Here is a 15759-nt window from a genome sequence, read left to right as displayed (position 1 = left end):
CGGTTTCGGCGCCGTTTTTCGTTTGGGGTAGTCTGGCTTATTTCAACGCGGGCTGAAGGCCTTGGTCCGCAAAACTGTGGAAATTTGCCGTGCGCCTTGTCAGAGGAAGGGCGCCAGCAAAGACCTCAGGTCGGATCCTCGCGGTGCAGATCGTGGATGGCGACGCCCTCGACATTGGTCGGCAGTGTCAGCCACTGGCGATGGCGCAGCGTGCGCTGCGTGTCTTCCAGCCCCATCTCCCAGTGCTCGCGCATCGAGGTGCCGGAGAATTCGTAGTCCTTGGCGTGTCCCTCATAGCCTTTGTGCTGGTAGATCAGGTGGACGATGTTGACGACGCCGGCCTGCGAATAGTCCTCGATCAGCTCCTTTTCGCCATCCTTCAAAAGTTCGGCGGGCACGCGCTTCAGCGCCTCGAGCAGCTTCATCTTCAGCGCATGGATGCGCTGGAAATTGTCAGTGTTCTGCCGCGTGCGGCTGGAATACATGATGTCCTTGTGCCGCGACAGCACATCGGCCATGCCGCGTGGCAAGGTGCCGCGCGCGCTGAACAGGTCGACCTGGAACACCAGCGAAGAGCGGTCTTCCTCCTAGTCGAGCAGGTATTGCAGCGGCGTGTTGGAGACGATGCCACCGTCCCAGTAGTATTCGCCTTCGATGCGGATCGACGGGAAGGCCGGCGGCAGCGCGCCGCTGGCCATGATATGCTCCGGTTCGATGCGCACTTTCTCGGTGTCGAAATAGACGAAGTTGCCAGTCCTGACATTGACCGCGCCGACGCTCAGCCGCTTCTTGCCGTCGTTGAGGATATCGAAGTCGATCAGGCTTTCCAGAGTCTCCTTCAATTCCGCCGTGTCGTAGAAGCTGGTGGCGCCTTCGGCTCCCGGCTGTTCGAACCACGGATTGGGATTGCGCGGCTTGAAGAAGCCGGGCTGGCCCATGGTCATCGTCATCCACGAACTGGTGCGGTTGCGGATGTCGCGGTAGATGTCGCCTTCCGGCGTATAGGCCCAGATCTTGCGGCCCGAGATCGTCTGCCAGAATTGCTCGAGACGCTGCAGGCGGCGGCTTGATTCATTGCCGGCGATGATCGCCGCGTTGATGGCGCCGATCGATACGCCGGAAAGCCAGCTCGGCTCGCAACCGGCGTCGGCCAGCGCCTGATAGACCCCGGCCTGATAGGCGCCGAGCGCGCCGCCACCCTGAAACACCAACGCGATGCGGTCATACTGCGCCGAGATTTCCTCGATGGTGGCGGTGGCCTCCTTCTTGCGATTGCGTTCAAGCACAAATCTTCTCCGGCTGGGTTGCGCTGATCTCGGAGGGGTTGCGATCAGCAAGGTAGTCGTAAACCACCTCGCCCAGCCCGAGCGTCAGATCGGCGGTGAAATGAACAGCGGATACGATGTCGAGCACCGGCAACTTCGCCACGTCGGCCATGACATGGGGCCGCAGATCGAGTGCCGCGGGCGCCGTCCATGCCTCCTTCAGCGTGATATCGGTAAGGTAGTAGCGAACCAGTTCGCAGATGCGCGGCGTGCCGTCGACATGCGGGATGATCTTGACCAGGAAGTTGGGAGCAGCCAGCGAGGCAAGCACGGAATCGTGATCGGCCTCCCGGTGCTTGTAGCCCATGGTGCCGGTGGCGCACAGAACGCTGCCATAGTGCAGCGTGCCGACGATCACTTCGCCCTCATGCACGATCTTGGGATTGGCCAGCTTCTTGGGAAAGCCCCAGAGCTCGCGGCCGCCGGCGATCGGCGCGTCGTCGTCCAGATACATCGAATGGACGTAACCGCCGTGCTGGCCCTTGTAGCGCACCGGGATCACCTGGCCGGTCTCGGTATAGTCGCCGAAGCCGGTTGAATCAGGCATGCGGATGAATTCGTACTTGACCAGCGGCTCGTCGATCTCCAGCGGCGCCGGTACGACGGCCTCGAGCGCCTCGCGCGTCGTGCGGTAGGTGATGATGACGTATTCGCGGTCGAAGAAACGATACGGCCCCGGCGGGTAGGACGGATTGGTCAGCGGCATCGCATAGGCGCGCTTCAAGACATCGGAGATTTCCAAGCTGCACCCCCAAGATTCTGTACGGCAATATCTCGTCAGGAACGACCGCGCGAATGCGCAGCCGATTATGTTGCACGGCACCATGACAGCGCCGTGTCAGCCCGGCGACAACGGTTTGGAAGGGATTGGAGCCATGCTCCGGCGTGGCGCAAGGTTGTAATCGCATCGACACATGGCTCTGCCATTGTCATGCTGCGATGCACAATTATATGTCATGTTCCCTCCCACCTCGCGCGAGATCACCATGGGTTCCCTGTCTTCGAAAAATGCCCTCGTCACCGGCTCGACCAGCGGAATCGGCCTGGCAATAGCCCGCGCCTTTGCTGCTCAGGGCGCCAACGTCACCATCAACGGGCTGGGCGATGCCGCGGCAATCGAACAGGAGCGCGCCGGCATCGAGAAGGATTTCGGCGTCAACTGCCGCTACTCCGATGCCAACATGATGGACGGCGCGGCGGTGAGCGCCATGGTGCATGAGGCCGAGGCCGCGTTCGGCAGCCTCGATATCCTGGTCAACAATGCTGGCATCCAGCATGTCGCGCCGATCGAGGACTTCCCGGACGACAAATGGGAAGCCATCATTCGTATCAACCTGCTCGCCGCCTTCTACGCGATCAAGGCGGCGCTGCCCGGCATGAAGGCGCGCAAATGGGGCCGCATCATCAACACGGCGTCCGCGCACGCGCTGGTCGCTTCGCCGTTCAAGTCGGCCTATGTGTCGGCCAAGCACGGCATTGCGGGCCTGACCAAGACGGTGGCGCTGGAAGTGGCGCTTGACGGCATCACCGTCAATGCGATCGCGCCGGGCTATGTCTGGACGCCACTGGTCGAAAAGCAGATTCCCGACACGATGAAAGCGCGCGGCATGACCGAGGAGCAGGTCAAGCACGACGTGCTGCTGGCGGCGCAGCCGACCAAGGAGTTCGTCACCGTCGACGAGCTTGCGGCGCTGACGCTGTTCCTGTGCTCGGATTCTGCCAAGCAGATCACCGGCACGACCTTGCCGATGGACGGCGGCTGGACCGCGCAGTAGAGGATGGTCAAGGCGTTTCGTTTGCCGGCTGGTGTTGCCAGGCTTCAACAGGAAAGCCGCCAGCAGGAAAGCATCCCGGTAAGGTCCATGAAAGTCATCCAGATATCCGATCCGCATCTGATGACGCCGGGCGGTCTTCTTTACGGCTCCAATCCGCTCTCCAGGTTGCAAGCCTGCCTTGCCGACATAGGCAGCAACCATGCCGACGCCGATCTGGTGGTGATTTCCGGCGACCTGACCAATGACGGCGAGCGTTCCGCCTACGCCGCGCTGAGCGAAAGTCTGGCAGGGTTCGGTCCGCCATGCCGGCTGATGCTCGGCAACCATGACGACCGGGCGCTGTTTCTCGAGATGTTCCCGCAAGCCACCGCCGAGCGCGGTTTTGTCCAAAGCGTCGTCGACAGCAGCGAAGGCCGCCTGCTCCTGCTCGATACGCTGGATAGCGGCCGCGTCGAGGGCAAACTATGCGCAGCGCGCCTCGGCTGGCTCGATGAGCGGCTGCAAGAGGCTCGCGATCGGCCGGTCTTCCTCTTCATGCACCATCCGCCGTTTCGGATCCAAATCCCCGAGCTCGACCGTGTCATGCTCGCCGATGCCGATGCCTTGCATGAGGTACTGCTGCGCCACGGCAACGTGCGTCATATCTTCGCCGGACACGTCCACCGGCTGATCGCCGGCAGCTGGCGCGGCATTCCGGTCAGCACGCTGCGGAGCACCAATCATCAGACCGCGCTGGATTTCTCGCAGAGCTGGAGCCTCGGCCACGAGCCGCCGGCCTATGCCGTGATCCTGATCGATGCAGATGGGGTGATCGTGCATTTTCACGACTTCCCGGTGGGGTCGGCTCAATAGCCTGCATCTTTAGGGCGTGGCGCAGCGATCGTCACGACCGGTGGATAAGCCACCCAGAATCCGTGTGTCTGGCGGCACGCAGCCGTGCCAGTGTGTGGTCTGCGCAACCGCTGCGCGACCCTCGCGTTGGTGGGCTGTTTTGGGTCACGCGGAGCCTCCACAATGCGGCGTCACAAAGCAACTGATGTGCACATTAGTCTTGACAGAAATACATATGTTCAATACCCGTCAGGCGATTGAATAGCCTGCATTATGGGAGGAACGAGCGGTATGGCTTCCAATGTTTCGTTGACGGGCCTTGCCCGCGATCTCGAGGAACGCGCCAGGTCGGGCAAGCCCATCCGTATCGGCCTGATCGGCTCCGGCGAGATGGGAACCGATATCGTCACCCGCGTCGCCCATATGTCCGGCATCGAGATCGGCGCTATTTCGGAACTGAACCTGCCCGCCGCCAGCAAGGCCGTGGATATCGCCTTCCAGCAAACCGGCCACGCGCGCGAAGTGTCGAATGCGTCGGCGATGACGGCGGCGATGGAGGCCGGCAAGGTCGCGGTCACCAACGATGCCAGCCTGGTCATCGACAATGACCTGATCGATGTCGTCATCGACGCCACCGGCGTTCCTGCGGTCGGCGCCGAGATCGGCCTTCGCGCCATGGAGCATGGCAAGCATCTGGTGATGATGAATGTCGAGGCCGACGTCACCATCGGCGCCTATCTGAAAAGCGAGGCCGACCGGCTGGGCGTTACCTATTCACTGGGCGCGGGCGACGAGCCGTCGTCCTGCATGGAGTTGATCGAATTCGTCTCGGCGATGGGCCATCCGATCGTCGCCGCCGGCAAGGGCAAGAACAATCCGCTCAACATCGACGCCACGCCCCCCGACTATGGGGAGGAGGCCGAGCGCCGGCATATGAATGTGCGCATGCTGGTCGAATTCGTCGATGGCTCCAAGACAATGGTCGAGATGGCGGCGATCGCCAATGCCACCGGGCTGGTTCCCGACAAGCCCGGCATGCACGGCCCGGCGGCGACGCTTGGCGAGCTGTCCAAGGTCCTGGTACCGCAGAAGGACGGCGGCGTGCTGTCAAAGGTCGGCGTCGTCGACTACTCGATCGGCAAGGGTGTCGCGCCCGGCGTCTTCGTCGTCGCCGACATGTCACATCCGCGCATTTCGGAGCGCATGGAAGATCTGAAGATGGGCAAGGGCCCGTATTTCACCTTCCACCGTCCCTATCATTTGACCTCGCTCGAAGTGCCGCTGACCTGCGCCCGTGTCGTGCTCTACGGCAAGGCGGATATGGTCCCGCTGGCGAAACCAACGGCCGAAGTCTGCGCGGTGGCCAAGAAGGATATGAAGCCGGGTGAGAAGCTCGATGCGATCGGCGAATATTGCTACCGCGCCTGGATCATGACGGCGCCGGAGGCGCGCGCCGCCAAGGCGATTCCCTGCGGCCTGCTGCAAGGCGGGTCGGTGACCCAGCCGATCAAGAAGGGCGAGCTCATCACCTATGCGAATGCTGCTCCAGCGCCAGGCTCCAAGATCGCCGAATTGCGCGCCCGCCAGGACAAGCTCGTCTACGGGTCTGTGGGAGCCTGATCATGGCCGGAGCCAGCAAAGCCGTCGCCGACAGTCGCGCCAACCTGCCTTTCGTCTATCGACAGTACAGCGGCGAGCAGCTCAGAAACGTGCTCTACAAGATGTACCTCATCCGGCGCTTCGAAGAGGGCGCGGAGGAGTGCTACACGCGCGGCCTCATCCACGGCACCATGCATTTGTCGATCGGCCAGGAAGCCAGCGCCATGGGCATCTGCATGCCGCTTGCCGAGGATGACCAGATCACCTCGACGCATCGCGGCCACGGCCACTGCATCGCCAAGGGCGCCGAGGTCAAGCGCATGTTCGCCGAGTTCTTCGGCAAGACCACCGGCTACTGCAAGGGCCGTGGCGGCTCGATGCACATCGCCGATGTCGGCAAGGGCAATCTCGGCGCCAATGGCATCGTCGGCGGCGGCATTCCGATCGCCGTTGGGGCAGCACTTTCCGCCAAGATGATGAAGACCGGAAAGGTCGTGGTGTCGTTCTTCGGCGATGGCGCCAACAATGAAGGTGCCTTCCACGAGGCGTTGAACATGGCCTCGGTCTGGAAGCTGCCGGTGATCTTCGTCTGCGAGAACAACGGCTACGGCATGTCTACTTCGACGGCGCGCTCGACCGCTGTCAAGAACATCGCCGAACGCGCCGCCGCCTATTCGATGCCAGGCGTCATCGTCAACGGCAACATTTTTTCGGAGGTCGCCGAGGCGTCCTGCAAGGCTGTCGAGCGTGCACGCGCCGGCGAGGGGCCGACGCTGATCGAATCCAAGACCTATCGCCATCGCGGCCATTCCAAGAGCGACCGCAACCGCTATCGCAGCAAGGAGGAGATCGAGGACTGGATGTCGAACCGCGATCCGATCACCCTGTTCGAAAGCGAGCTGCGCGAATTCGGCTTCATCGACGACAGGGGCATCGAGGCCATTCGCGGCGCCGTGGCACAGGAGATCGCCGACGGCATCGAGTTTGCCAAGGCCAGCCCGTCGCCGGATGTGCGCGACACCGGCAAATATGTCTATACGGAGCAGGCGTGATGGACGCGATGGTGCGTGAACTGAGCTACGCCCAGGCGATCCAGGAAGCCATGGCGATCGCCATGGACATGGACGAACGTGTCTTCCTGATGGGCGAGGATATCGGCGTCTATGGCGGCGCCTTCCAGGTCACCGGCGATCTGGTCGATCGGTTTGGCGCCGAGCGGGTGATCGACACGCCGATTTCGGAACTGGGTGGCGCGGGCGTGGCGGTCGGCGCCGCCCTCACCGGCATGCGGCCGATCTTCGAGTTCCAGTTTTCCGATTTCGCCACGCTTGCCATGGAGCAGATCGTCAACCAGGCGGCCAAGATGCGCTTCATGCTCGGCGGCGAGGTTTCGGTTCCGGTGGTGATGCGCTTTCCCGCCGGCTCCGGCACCGGTGCCGCGGCACAGCACAGCCAGAGCCTCGAGGCCTGGCTCGGCCATGTGCCGGGCCTCAAGGTCATCCAGCCGGCGACGCCATACGATGCCAAGGGCATGCTGCTGGCGGCGGTCGCCGATCCTGATCCGGTGATGATCTTCGAGCACAAGCTGCTGTACAAGATGAAGGGTCCGGTGCCCGAGGGCTATTACACGGTCCCGATCGGCAAGGCCGACATCCGCCGCGAGGGCCGCGACCTGACCATCGTCGCCACCTCGATCATGGTGCACAAGGCACTTGACGCCGCGGCGGCGCTGGAAGCCGAAGGCATCGATATCGAAGTCGTAGATCTCCGGACCGTCCGGCCGATGGACAAGCAGACCGTCATCGACAGTGTCAAGAAGACATCGCGGTTGCTGTGCGTCTACGAAGCGGTCAAGACGCTGGGCATCGGCGCCGAGGTCAGCGCCATGATCGCCGAGAGCGAGGCGTTCGACTATCTCGACGCACCGATCGTGCGGCTGGGCGGCGCCGAGACGCCGATCCCCTACAATCCGGAGCTGGAAAAGGCTGTTGTGCCACAGGTCCCTGACATCATTGCGGCTGCGCGCGACCTCGTGAGAGGGGTTCGCTGATCGATGCCGACCGAAGTCATTCTTCCCAAGGTCGACATGGACATGGCGACCGGACAGATCTCGCGCTGGTTCGCCGAGGAAGGCGCCAGCGTCAAGAAGGGCGATGTTCTGTTCGAGATCGAGACCGACAAGGCGGCGATGGAAATCGACGCGCCGGCCAGTGGCACCTTACGCGATGTAACCGGCAAGGAGGGGATCGACATTCCTGTCGGCGCGGCTGTCGCTTGGATCTATGCCGATGACGAAGCCTATGGCGACAAGGCGCCAATCTCTCCCCTCGTGGGGGAGATGTCGGCGAAGTCGACAGGGGGGGCCGCTGTCCCGCCTGCGTCTCAGCCCGTCGCGCGCCCCTCTGCCCTGCCGGGCATCTCCCCCACAAGGGGGGAGATTGGCCAATCGTCTTCGGCTGCGCGCGCAACACCTTTGGCTCGTCGTCTTGCCCGTGAGGCGGGTCTTGCTCTCTCCGTCATTGCAGGCACCGGTCCGCATGGCCGCGTGGTGAAGGCTGATATCGATGCAGCAATTGCTGGGGGCGGCGCCAAGCCTGCCGCCAAGGCAGCGCCTGCCGGCGCTCCGGCTGCTGCTCCCGCGGCGCCGGTGAAGGCGATGTCGGACGAGCAGGTGCTGAAACTGTTCGAGCAAGGTTCCTATGAACTCGTCCCGCACGACAATATGCGCAAGACCATCGCGCGCCGCCTGGTCGAGGCCAAGACCACCATTCCGCATTTCTACCTGACGCTCGACTGCGAGCTCGATGCGCTCTTGGCATTGCGCACGCAGATCAATGCGGCGGCGCCGATGAAGAAGACCGACAAGGGCGAGGTTCCCGCCTACAAGCTGTCGGTCAACGACATGGTGATCAAGGCAATGGCGCTGGCGCTGAAGGCAGTGCCGGATGCCAACGCGTCGTGGACCGAAAGCGCCATGGTCAAGCACAAGCATGCCGATGTCGGCGTTGCGGTGTCGATCCCGGGCGGCCTGATCACGCCGATCATCCGCAAGGCAGACGAAAAGACGCTGTCCACAATCTCCAACGAGATGAAGGACCTGGCCAGCCGGGCGCGCAGCCGCAAGCTGAAGCCGGAAGAGTATCAGGGCGGTACCACGGCAGTGTCGAACCTTGGCATGTTCGGCATCAAGGACTTTGCCGCGGTGATCAACCCGCCGCATGCGACGATCCTGGCGGTCGGCGCCGGTGAGGAGCGGGCGGTGGTCAAGAATGGCGAGATCAAAATCGCCACCGTGATGTCGGTGACGCTGTCGACCGACCACCGCGCCGTCGACGGAGCACTCGGTGCCGAATTGCTGGTCGCCTTCAAGCGCCTGATCGAGAACCCGATGGGCATGCTGGTCTAGGAACGGTCGACGCGCCATCGCCTTCGGGTCCCCGAAGGATCGCAGCCAGCCCACGGGCGGCTATTAGGTTCGTGGAACGCCAGTTCCGCGGGCCCGTATCGCTGTGCCGTGAGAGCATTTCGCGCGAAGCTGTCGCCTGATCGGGCCGGGCATGCGCGCTGTCATCCACCAATCATATGCGCCGTGCAGGGAGGGGAGACGGCTATTCGCTGAAGGTGGCAAAGCTGGATAAGGCCGTCGCGCGCCAGAAGGTTGCCGACGCGCTGGCCCTGGTCAACCTGCAGGGGCTGGGTGACCGCAGGCCGGCCAATCTCTCCGGTGGCCAGCGCCAGCGCGTGGCGCTTGCGCGCTGCCTTGTGGCCGCGCCTTCGCTGGTGTTGTTCGACGAGCCGCTGGCCAATCTGGATGTGCATCTCAGAACCTCGATGGAGGATGAGTTCGCCGCCTTCCATAAGCGCACGGGCACGACCATCGTCTACATCACCCATGATCAGGCCGAAGCAATGGCGCTGGCCGACCGCATCGCGGTGATGGATCATGGACGTCTGGCGCAGTTGGCGACGCCGCGCCAACTCTTCCATGAGCCGGCAAATGAAATGGTGGCGTCCTTCATTTCGCAAGGTATCTTGCTTCCCGCCGATGTGCTGAGCTCAGAGCAGGCCAGGCACTGCAAGGTCAGGGTTCTCGGCACCGAGCTGGTCGTTCGCTGCCGGACCGGCGAGCGGCCACGCGCCGGCGCGAAGATCTGCTGCCGGGCAGCCGATCTCGAGGTGGTGCCGGACGGTCCCGGCTTCGATGGCCTCGTCAAGCGGGTGATCTACCAAGGTGGCTCGGCGCGCATCGAATTTGCGCCTTCCGCCAGTTCCGACCTTACCTTGCATTTCGAACAGCCCGATCCGGTGGTGCTGGAGCGCGGCGCGCAGGCATGCCTGCGGATACGATCCGGATGGCTCATCCCGGCGACGGGGGCGGCATGATGATGCTCAACCTGCTCGGCAGCTTGGGGGAAAAGGCCGCGCCGGTCCCGCCGTCAGCTGCTGCGCGTGGTCGTCGAAATCACCAAAGTGTCAGCGGCTAAATTGCGCCAACACATGCCTGTGCTTGAAGCCGCCGCTATTTCATTCCACATCGGGCGCAATGAACGGCAAGATACGAGAGTGGTTTCGCAATTGGCGATGGGCCTTGGCCGCATCGCTGATCCTGCATGCCTTGATCGCAGCGTTCTTGTTCTTTGGCGTGCCGAGATCCGAGCAGCAGCCGGATCAGCAAGAACAGCCCGTCAATGTCGCGATTGTGCCGCCGCCCGAGAAGCCTAAGCAGAAACCTGCTCCAAAGCCACCGGAGCCGACACCTGAAAAGAAGGCTGAAAAGCCGCCTGAACAAAAGCCGCCTCCGGAGCCCCCGAAACCGCCAGACGACCATGTTCTGAAGCGCGTTTTCCAGTACGGCCAGAAAGATACGGGACCGGAGAAATCGCTCGACGGAAGCAGCGCTAAACCCAACACGCCATCACCGGCCAAGGATGAGGCGGCGAAGCCGCCTATAACACCGACACCCGCGCCGACACAGCCCGCCCCGGCTGCAACGCCACAGCAGAAGGCAGAGCCCAGCAAGCCTGACGAGAAGCCGGCCACCTTTGCGCCGGACGAAAAGCCCGCGCAAGGCAAGGAAAAGCAGGACGCCGCCGCGCGGGACGCCAAACCTGCCCAAAACGAGGAGAAGCAGGCGACCGAGGACGCTGACAGACAGCAGCCGGACAAACAGGAGCTCGCACCGCAACCCGCCGAAAAGCAAGCGATTGTGACGCCAAAGCCATTGGCGGCTGAGCCTGGTGGCAAGCCAGCGCCTCCAGCCTCAACTGGAAAGGCAAAGCCCAAACCTGCCAAGACCTTGACGTTCAAACCCGCAAGAGCCTTCAAAGCGCCGATCGGGAATGCTGGTCGGTCAAATCCCACCAACAACGATGTTGCAGGATCGCCAATCTTTTCCGGCCTTCCGGGCGTCAGAAAGCTTTACTCGCAGGGGGCAACCGGCAATGCCTTCGCCACAAGCTCCATGGAGAATGTGCCGCGCGGTCAGCGCGTGGCCACCCTTTGCGGCAATGTTCTGAGCCAGGAACTGCAAAGTGCCGACTATTCGGTCAAATGGGTGCCAACCATTACGCTGGACAAAGGCAATGTTCTCAACCCTACTCAAGCGGCCTTCAGCACCAGAAGCACTTGGTACGATCTAAACTTCCGATGTGAAGTCGACGCCGATGCGACGAGGGTCCTATCCTTCAACTTCCGTGTGGGGTCATTAGTCCCGCCTGGCGAATGGGCCAGTCGTGGATTCACTAAGTATCCGCTAAATTAGACCGGCACGCCAAGCCCGGACAATCGCGGGCTAATTTCTTGCCAGTCCGCGCAAACGAAATCGGCACCAGCCGCCGTCAGCCGGGCGGCATGCTTGGCACAGGTGTGACCGCCGCCAGTGTAGCCAATCGCCGTCAGGCCGGCGGCAACCGCGCCCTGGATGCCGAAGGACGAATCCTCGATGACGATGCAGTCGGCCGGATCGGCACCCATCCTGGCGGCGGCGAACTGGCTGATCTCCGGTCTTGATGGATCGGATCGTGGGTAGCCGCTCATTGAGCCGCCAGCGCCTTGGCCGGGCTGCCCTGGGTGTGATGATCCAAATCGACAAAGCTGTCAGCGGCTAAACGGCGCCAATACAGTGGCTGTGCTTGAAGCCGCCGCTTTTTCATTCCACATCGGAAGGAATGAAGGACGAGACACGAGACCGGCGCCGGAATTTGTTGTGGGCCTTGCCCGCATCGCTGATCCTGCACGCGCTCGTCGCAGCGCTCGTGGTCTACAACGTGCCGAGGCCTCCCCAACAGCCGCAGCAGGAGCAAGCGGTAAATGTAGCGCTCGTGCCTCCGCCCGAGCAACCAAAACCGAAACCTGCTCCGATACCGCCTCCGAAGCCACCGGAACCGAAGGTTGAAAAACCGCCGGAACCGAAAGCAGAAAAACCACCTGCGCCGGAAAAGCCCTCGAAAGTCGAGGTCCTGAAGCCGGTTTTCCAGTTTGGCGACAAGGATACCGGTCCCAGGAAATCCCTGGATGGGGCCAGCGCTCAAGACACCTCGCCTTCGCCGGCCAAGGATGACGATTCGAAGCCGCCTGTCGTGCCGAAGCCTGCCGAGAACCAATCCACCACGCCGGCGGTCGCCGAGGGGCGGCCAGATTCAACCAAAGTCGGCGAGAAGCCGGTAGACGCTGCGAAGGACGCCGAACCCGAACAGGAGAAACAGGCAGCTCCAACCCAGGAGATGGATAAACAGCAGGCGGACAAAGAAGAGGCGGGAGCGAACGAACCCGACAAGCAGACAGAAGCGGCGCCACCGCCTTTGGCTGCCGACGGCGGCGACGGTGAGATCGAGCTTCCCACGTCAACCGAAGCGCCGAAGCCCAGACCCGCAAATGCGCCGAAGCCTGGCCCTGCTAAGGTCTCCAAGTCCCGAAGCGAGAGCGCCGGGAGGCCAAATTCCACGGATACCGCCGCTAGTGCTTCGCGGGCTTATTCGGGTCTTCCGGGGGTTCACAGGCTCTACTCGCAGGGCGCTACCGGCGATGCGCTGGCTACGAGCGCGATGGGCGGGGTGCCTCGCGAGAAGCGTATTGCCCAACTTTGCGCCAGCGCGTTGCAGCAGCAACTGGTGGATGCCTCTTATTTCCCCGACCTGATCCCAAGTGTTCCGCTGAAGGTGGGCAATGTCCTCGACGCCCCGGATGTCGCTTTCCGCGCAACGACGAAATGGTACCATCTAGGCTTCCGGTGCCAGGTCGACACCGATGCGACGAGGGTCTTGTCCTTCACCTTCCGCGTCGGACCGTCGATCCCGCCCAGCGAATGGGTTCGCCTCGGATTGCCTGTTCGCTGATAGATTAAGCCGGCACACCGAGCCCCGCCAGTTGCCGGCTAACCTCTTGCCAATCGCTGCAGATCAAATTGGCACCTGCCGCGGTCAGTCGCGCGCCGTGCTCGGCATAGGTATGGCCGCCACCGGTGTAGCCGATCGCCGTCATGCCGGCGGCGACCGCGCCCTCTATGCCGAAGGGCGAATCCTCGATGACGATGCAGTCTGCCGGATTGGCGCCCATCTTGTCGGCGGCGAACAGGAAGATATCAGGCGCAGGCTTGCCGCGCTTGACCATCGAGGAACTGTAGATCGCATCGCCGAAAAACCGCGCCAGTTCGGTCACGGTCAGGCTGTGGTTTATGCGCTCGACGGAGGATGACGAGGCGACACAGCGGTCGCCGGCAAGCGTCTCCAGAAACGCGGTGATGCCGGGGGTTGGTTGCAACTCTTGCGAAAACAGGATCTTGGTCTCGGCCCAGATGTCGCCGTCCGCAGCTGCCGGAAACTGGTGACCGGTCAAGTCCCTGATCTTGGCGATGATGTCGGACTGCTTCATGCCGATGCATTGGGCGATGATACCGCCGTGAACCCCAGGCATGCCATGCTTGTCATAGACGCGTTCATAGGCGCGGGCGGCCAGAGGCTCGCTGTCGACAAGAACGCCGTCGCAATCGAAAATGATAGGCCTTGATCGCGCCACGCGCCTTTCTCCCGAGTCGATTTCGCACATCGCTATCGGCAAAAAGTCAGATGTTCAATAGTGCGCTTGGTTTGACAGCCGCATGCCTGGAGGCGCGAAACCGAGGGGCAATCAAAGCCGGCGGATGGCATCGCTGGCACGCGAGGATCCGAGCGCCCGTTGCATGGCTTGCCGGGACTGCGCGCGATCGGGCGTGATCCAGTTCGGTTCGGCGCCGAGAAAGCGGTCTAGGAAAGCCACTGCGTAGGCCGGCATCTCGGTCACGTTCTCGCGATAGGACCACCATGTCCGCAGGTCATCGGCGCATTTGTCGATGCATGGCGCACTGCCGAATTCCTGCTCGTGGATCGCCGAGATCACCGAGACGCAGTAGTTGGTGTAGAGGAACCCTTCCGGCCAGAAACGGATGATTTCCAGCGTGCCGGCATTCGAATCCGTTTCAATCAACTGGCTGAGGCCGGAGATTTCCCTTGCCGGCGCCTGCCTGATCAGTTCGCGCAAAACGAGGCCGGCGGCAAAGACGATGAAGTCGGCGCGGTCGACCGAGGCGAAGCCTTTCTGCGCCTCCATGACCTCGACCCAGTCGAGAAACGCACGGGTGAGCTTCGCTTCATCGATTTCAAAGCGCACGCCGAATGTGTCCGACACCACCTTGGCGCTGCCGCGGAAGGTGGCGCGGAACCAGCGCAACTGCCGCAACCGGTGGCGAAGGTCGGGCATCAGCGCCAATTCGTCCCTGAAGGGCAGATCCATGTTTCTCGTATCCTGTTCCCAGCCAGGCTAGCACAACGGCGCCGCCGCCGAAATCGGTTGACGGCCTGTGGATGACCGAGGTCATGCCCAATATCATACATATTGACATTCGCGGAAACAAATGTTCTCACTTTGCTGTTGTCACGCGTCGGTCCACGGTGCGGTTCAACACAGGCTTCGGGAGGAGAACCGAATGGCTATTTGGCAGTGGGGACTGCTTCTGCTGGTTATTGTCTGGGCGCTGCAGTCGCTCGGCGTCTGGCTGCAGATGCGGCACTATTCGGATGTCTTCAGGGGCGTCACCGACCAGTACAAGGATGGCTTCGTCGGAGCCGGCAATTTTCGCGGTCGATTGGCCAAGGGCACCATCGCGCTGGTCGTGGTGACGCCTGACCTGGTCGTGCGCCGCCTGATGGTGATGAGCGGCCGTTCCGTGTTCACCAAGTTCAAGAGACATGAAGAATTCGAGGGCGTTCCCCTCGATCGAGTCCGGTCCAACCCTGCAATCTTGGGGGAGGGGGAACCCGGTGTGGCCGAGGCCGTGAAGCGGGCGATCGAACAGATCGACAAGACACGGTCGGAGCCGGGGAAGAAGCCGGGCCTATCCGGTTTGAACGTAGCAAGGGCTTAGAGAGAGGACGCCGCGCACCGACTGGGATCAACCGGCGGGCGGCATAAGGAGGAGAAATGTCTGTATTTTCGTTGTTGGCGCAGCATGCCGACATGGCCGTGCACAATCTGCATGTCGCAGGTGCCATGGTCTCTGATGCTGCATTGCATGGCAAGCTCGCGGTAGAGCATGCCTCCGACCATCTCGTTGTCCTCGCGCAGGCGGACAGCGGACCGATCACCGTCGATCAGTTCAAGGAAAAGCTGAAGGAAGTCCAGCAGGAAGAGCAGCTCGGCTGGCTGACCGCCATCGGCAAGTACTTCATAGGTATCTTCCAGAAGGGCGGCGAGGTCTTCGCCGGCTTCGTCACCGGCATCATTCCGACACTGGTGGTGCTGATGACCGCCTTCTACGCGGTCACCGAACTGGTCGGCGAAGAGCGCGTGCACGGCCTGGCGCGCGGCGCCGGCAGGATAGCGCTGACCCGCTACACGCTGCTGCCGCTGCTGGCGGTGTTCTTCCTCACCAATCCGATGGCCTATACGTTCGGATCGTTCCTGGAAGAGAAGCACAAGCCCGCCTTCTATGACGCGGCCGTGTCCTATGTGCACCCGCCGCTCGGCCTGTTCCCGCACATCAATCCCGGCGAGTATTTCGTCTGGGGTGGCATTCTCGTCGCGCTGCTGGAACTCGAGAAGAAAGGCGCCGTCGTCGCCGGCTACCACGTCAAGGTGGCGATCTGGTACGCCATCGTCGGCCTCGTCGTCATCCTGCTCAAGGGCATGCTGACCGAACGCATCACCGCCATCATGGCACGCCGCCAGGGCGTCGAGCTTTAAGGGCGGGGAGGACA

Annotated in this window: 14 protein-coding genes and 2 pseudogenes; 11 read left to right on the top strand and 5 right to left on the bottom strand. The window is 62.5% G+C overall.

Annotated elements, in window-relative coordinates:
* Nucleotides 1-125 precede the first annotated feature (125 nt).
* Both AC0ZT5_RS11000 and AC0ZT5_RS10995 read right to left on the bottom strand, forming a co-directional pair.
* Nucleotides 126-1286 (bottom strand): annotated as a pseudogene (locus AC0ZT5_RS11000) (patatin-like phospholipase family protein).
* Nucleotides 1279-2067: an acetoacetate decarboxylase gene (locus AC0ZT5_RS10995; RefSeq protein WP_488496475.1), complete on the bottom strand. Its 789-nt coding sequence runs from the start codon at nt 2065-2067 to the stop codon at nt 1279-1281. Before AC0ZT5_RS10995 ends, AC0ZT5_RS11000 begins: the two are co-directional and overlap by 8 nt.
* A 244-nt stretch (nt 2068-2311) precedes the next feature.
* On the opposite strand from AC0ZT5_RS10995, the gene AC0ZT5_RS10990 reads away from it, so the two are divergent.
* The 8 genes and pseudogenes from AC0ZT5_RS10990 (at nt 2312) to AC0ZT5_RS10955 (ending at nt 11291) form a co-directional block, all read left to right on the top strand.
* A complete protein-coding gene (locus tag AC0ZT5_RS10990) occupies nt 2312-3100 on the top strand; it encodes a 3-hydroxybutyrate dehydrogenase (protein ID WP_488496474.1) in 789 nt (262 codons plus the stop codon).
* 87 nt (nt 3101-3187) lie between these two features.
* A complete protein-coding gene (locus tag AC0ZT5_RS10985; protein WP_488496473.1) occupies nt 3188-3952 on the top strand; it encodes a phosphodiesterase in 765 nt (254 codons plus the stop codon).
* A gap of 270 nt (nt 3953-4222) precedes the next feature.
* The gene (locus AC0ZT5_RS10980; protein ID WP_488496472.1) at nt 4223-5551 is read left to right on the top strand and encodes an NAD(P)H-dependent oxidoreductase; all 1329 of its coding nucleotides are present in this window, start codon (nt 4223-4225) and stop codon (nt 5549-5551) included.
* A gap of 2 nt (nt 5552-5553) precedes the next feature.
* Complete coding sequence (locus AC0ZT5_RS10975; protein WP_488496471.1) at nt 5554-6582, top strand: thiamine pyrophosphate-dependent dehydrogenase E1 component subunit alpha; 1029 nt, start codon at nt 5554-5556, stop codon at nt 6580-6582.
* Nucleotides 6582-7580 (top strand): alpha-ketoacid dehydrogenase subunit beta, encoded by a 999-nt coding sequence (locus tag AC0ZT5_RS10970; RefSeq protein ID WP_488496470.1) that lies wholly within the window; start codon nt 6582-6584, stop codon nt 7578-7580. The genes AC0ZT5_RS10975 and AC0ZT5_RS10970 overlap by 1 nt, the downstream gene beginning before the upstream one ends.
* A gap of 3 nt (nt 7581-7583) precedes the next feature.
* On the top strand, nt 7584-8936 hold the full coding sequence (locus AC0ZT5_RS10965; RefSeq protein WP_488496469.1) for a pyruvate dehydrogenase complex dihydrolipoamide acetyltransferase: 1353 nt from the start codon (nt 7584-7586) through the stop codon (nt 8934-8936).
* 200 nt (nt 8937-9136) lie between these two features.
* A pseudogene (locus AC0ZT5_RS10960) lies at nt 9137-9913 on the top strand (ABC transporter ATP-binding protein); the annotation flags it as partial.
* A 160-nt stretch (nt 9914-10073) separates the two neighbouring features.
* Entirely contained in the window at nt 10074-11291 is a 1218-nt protein-coding gene (locus tag AC0ZT5_RS10955) for a DUF930 domain-containing protein (protein WP_488496468.1), read from the top strand.
* Here the strand turns inward: AC0ZT5_RS10955 and AC0ZT5_RS10950 are convergent.
* A complete protein-coding gene (locus tag AC0ZT5_RS10950) occupies nt 11288-11566 on the bottom strand; it encodes an HAD-IA family hydrolase (protein WP_488496467.1) in 279 nt (92 codons plus the stop codon). The genes AC0ZT5_RS10955 and AC0ZT5_RS10950 overlap by 4 nt on opposite strands.
* A 131-nt stretch (nt 11567-11697) precedes the next feature.
* Between AC0ZT5_RS10950 and AC0ZT5_RS10945 the strand changes: the two genes are divergently transcribed.
* Nucleotides 11698-12864, top strand: a complete 1167-nt coding sequence (locus AC0ZT5_RS10945; protein ID WP_488496466.1) for a DUF930 domain-containing protein — start codon at nt 11698-11700, stop codon at nt 12862-12864.
* A gap of 4 nt (nt 12865-12868) precedes the next feature.
* Here AC0ZT5_RS10945 and AC0ZT5_RS10940 read toward each other — a convergent pair whose 3' ends face one another.
* Nucleotides 12869-13543 (bottom strand): HAD family hydrolase, encoded by a 675-nt coding sequence (locus AC0ZT5_RS10940; protein WP_488496465.1) that lies wholly within the window; start codon nt 13541-13543, stop codon nt 12869-12871.
* Nucleotides 13544-13654: 111 nt separating this feature from the next.
* The gene (locus AC0ZT5_RS10935; protein ID WP_488496464.1) at nt 13655-14296 is read right to left on the bottom strand and encodes a hypothetical protein; all 642 of its coding nucleotides are present in this window, start codon (nt 14294-14296) and stop codon (nt 13655-13657) included.
* 193 nt (nt 14297-14489) lie between these two features.
* Between AC0ZT5_RS10935 and AC0ZT5_RS10930 the strand changes: the two genes are divergently transcribed.
* Together AC0ZT5_RS10930 and srlA are read left to right on the top strand one after the other, a co-directional pair.
* Nucleotides 14490-14927 (top strand): transcriptional regulator GutM, encoded by a 438-nt coding sequence (locus AC0ZT5_RS10930; protein ID WP_488496463.1) that lies wholly within the window; start codon nt 14490-14492, stop codon nt 14925-14927.
* Nucleotides 14928-14983: 56 nt separating this feature from the next.
* On the top strand, nt 14984-15745 hold the full coding sequence (gene srlA / locus AC0ZT5_RS10925; RefSeq protein ID WP_013892733.1) for a PTS glucitol/sorbitol transporter subunit IIC: 762 nt from the start codon (nt 14984-14986) through the stop codon (nt 15743-15745).
* The last annotated feature ends 14 nt before the right edge of the window (nt 15746-15759 follow it).

The organism is Mesorhizobium sp. CNPSo 4670 (genome assembly GCF_057784235.1).
The sequence above is the reverse complement of the archived record's forward strand: the minus strand, read 5'-3'. Positions and strand labels throughout refer to the sequence as shown.

Coding starts and splice junctions, on each gene's coding strand:
- AC0ZT5_RS10970 (WP_488496470.1), top strand. CDS start 6,582: ATGGACGCGATGGTGCGTGAACTGAGCTACGCCCAGGCGATCCAGGAA.
- AC0ZT5_RS10950 (WP_488496467.1), bottom strand. CDS start 11,566: ATGAGCGGCTACCCACGATCCGATCCATCAAGACCGGAGATCAGCCAG.
- srlA (WP_013892733.1), top strand. CDS start 14,984: ATGTCTGTATTTTCGTTGTTGGCGCAGCATGCCGACATGGCCGTGCAC.
- AC0ZT5_RS10955 (WP_488496468.1), top strand. CDS start 10,074: ATGAACGGCAAGATACGAGAGTGGTTTCGCAATTGGCGATGGGCCTTG.
- AC0ZT5_RS10935 (WP_488496464.1), bottom strand. CDS start 14,296: ATGGATCTGCCCTTCAGGGACGAATTGGCGCTGATGCCCGACCTTCGC.
- AC0ZT5_RS10975 (WP_488496471.1), top strand. CDS start 5,554: ATGGCCGGAGCCAGCAAAGCCGTCGCCGACAGTCGCGCCAACCTGCCT.
- AC0ZT5_RS10980 (WP_488496472.1), top strand. CDS start 4,223: ATGGCTTCCAATGTTTCGTTGACGGGCCTTGCCCGCGATCTCGAGGAA.
- AC0ZT5_RS10990 (WP_488496474.1), top strand. CDS start 2,312: ATGGGTTCCCTGTCTTCGAAAAATGCCCTCGTCACCGGCTCGACCAGC.
- AC0ZT5_RS10985 (WP_488496473.1), top strand. CDS start 3,188: ATGAAAGTCATCCAGATATCCGATCCGCATCTGATGACGCCGGGCGGT.
- AC0ZT5_RS10965 (WP_488496469.1), top strand. CDS start 7,584: ATGCCGACCGAAGTCATTCTTCCCAAGGTCGACATGGACATGGCGACC.
- AC0ZT5_RS10945 (WP_488496466.1), top strand. CDS start 11,698: ATGAAGGACGAGACACGAGACCGGCGCCGGAATTTGTTGTGGGCCTTG.
- AC0ZT5_RS10930 (WP_488496463.1), top strand. CDS start 14,490: ATGGCTATTTGGCAGTGGGGACTGCTTCTGCTGGTTATTGTCTGGGCG.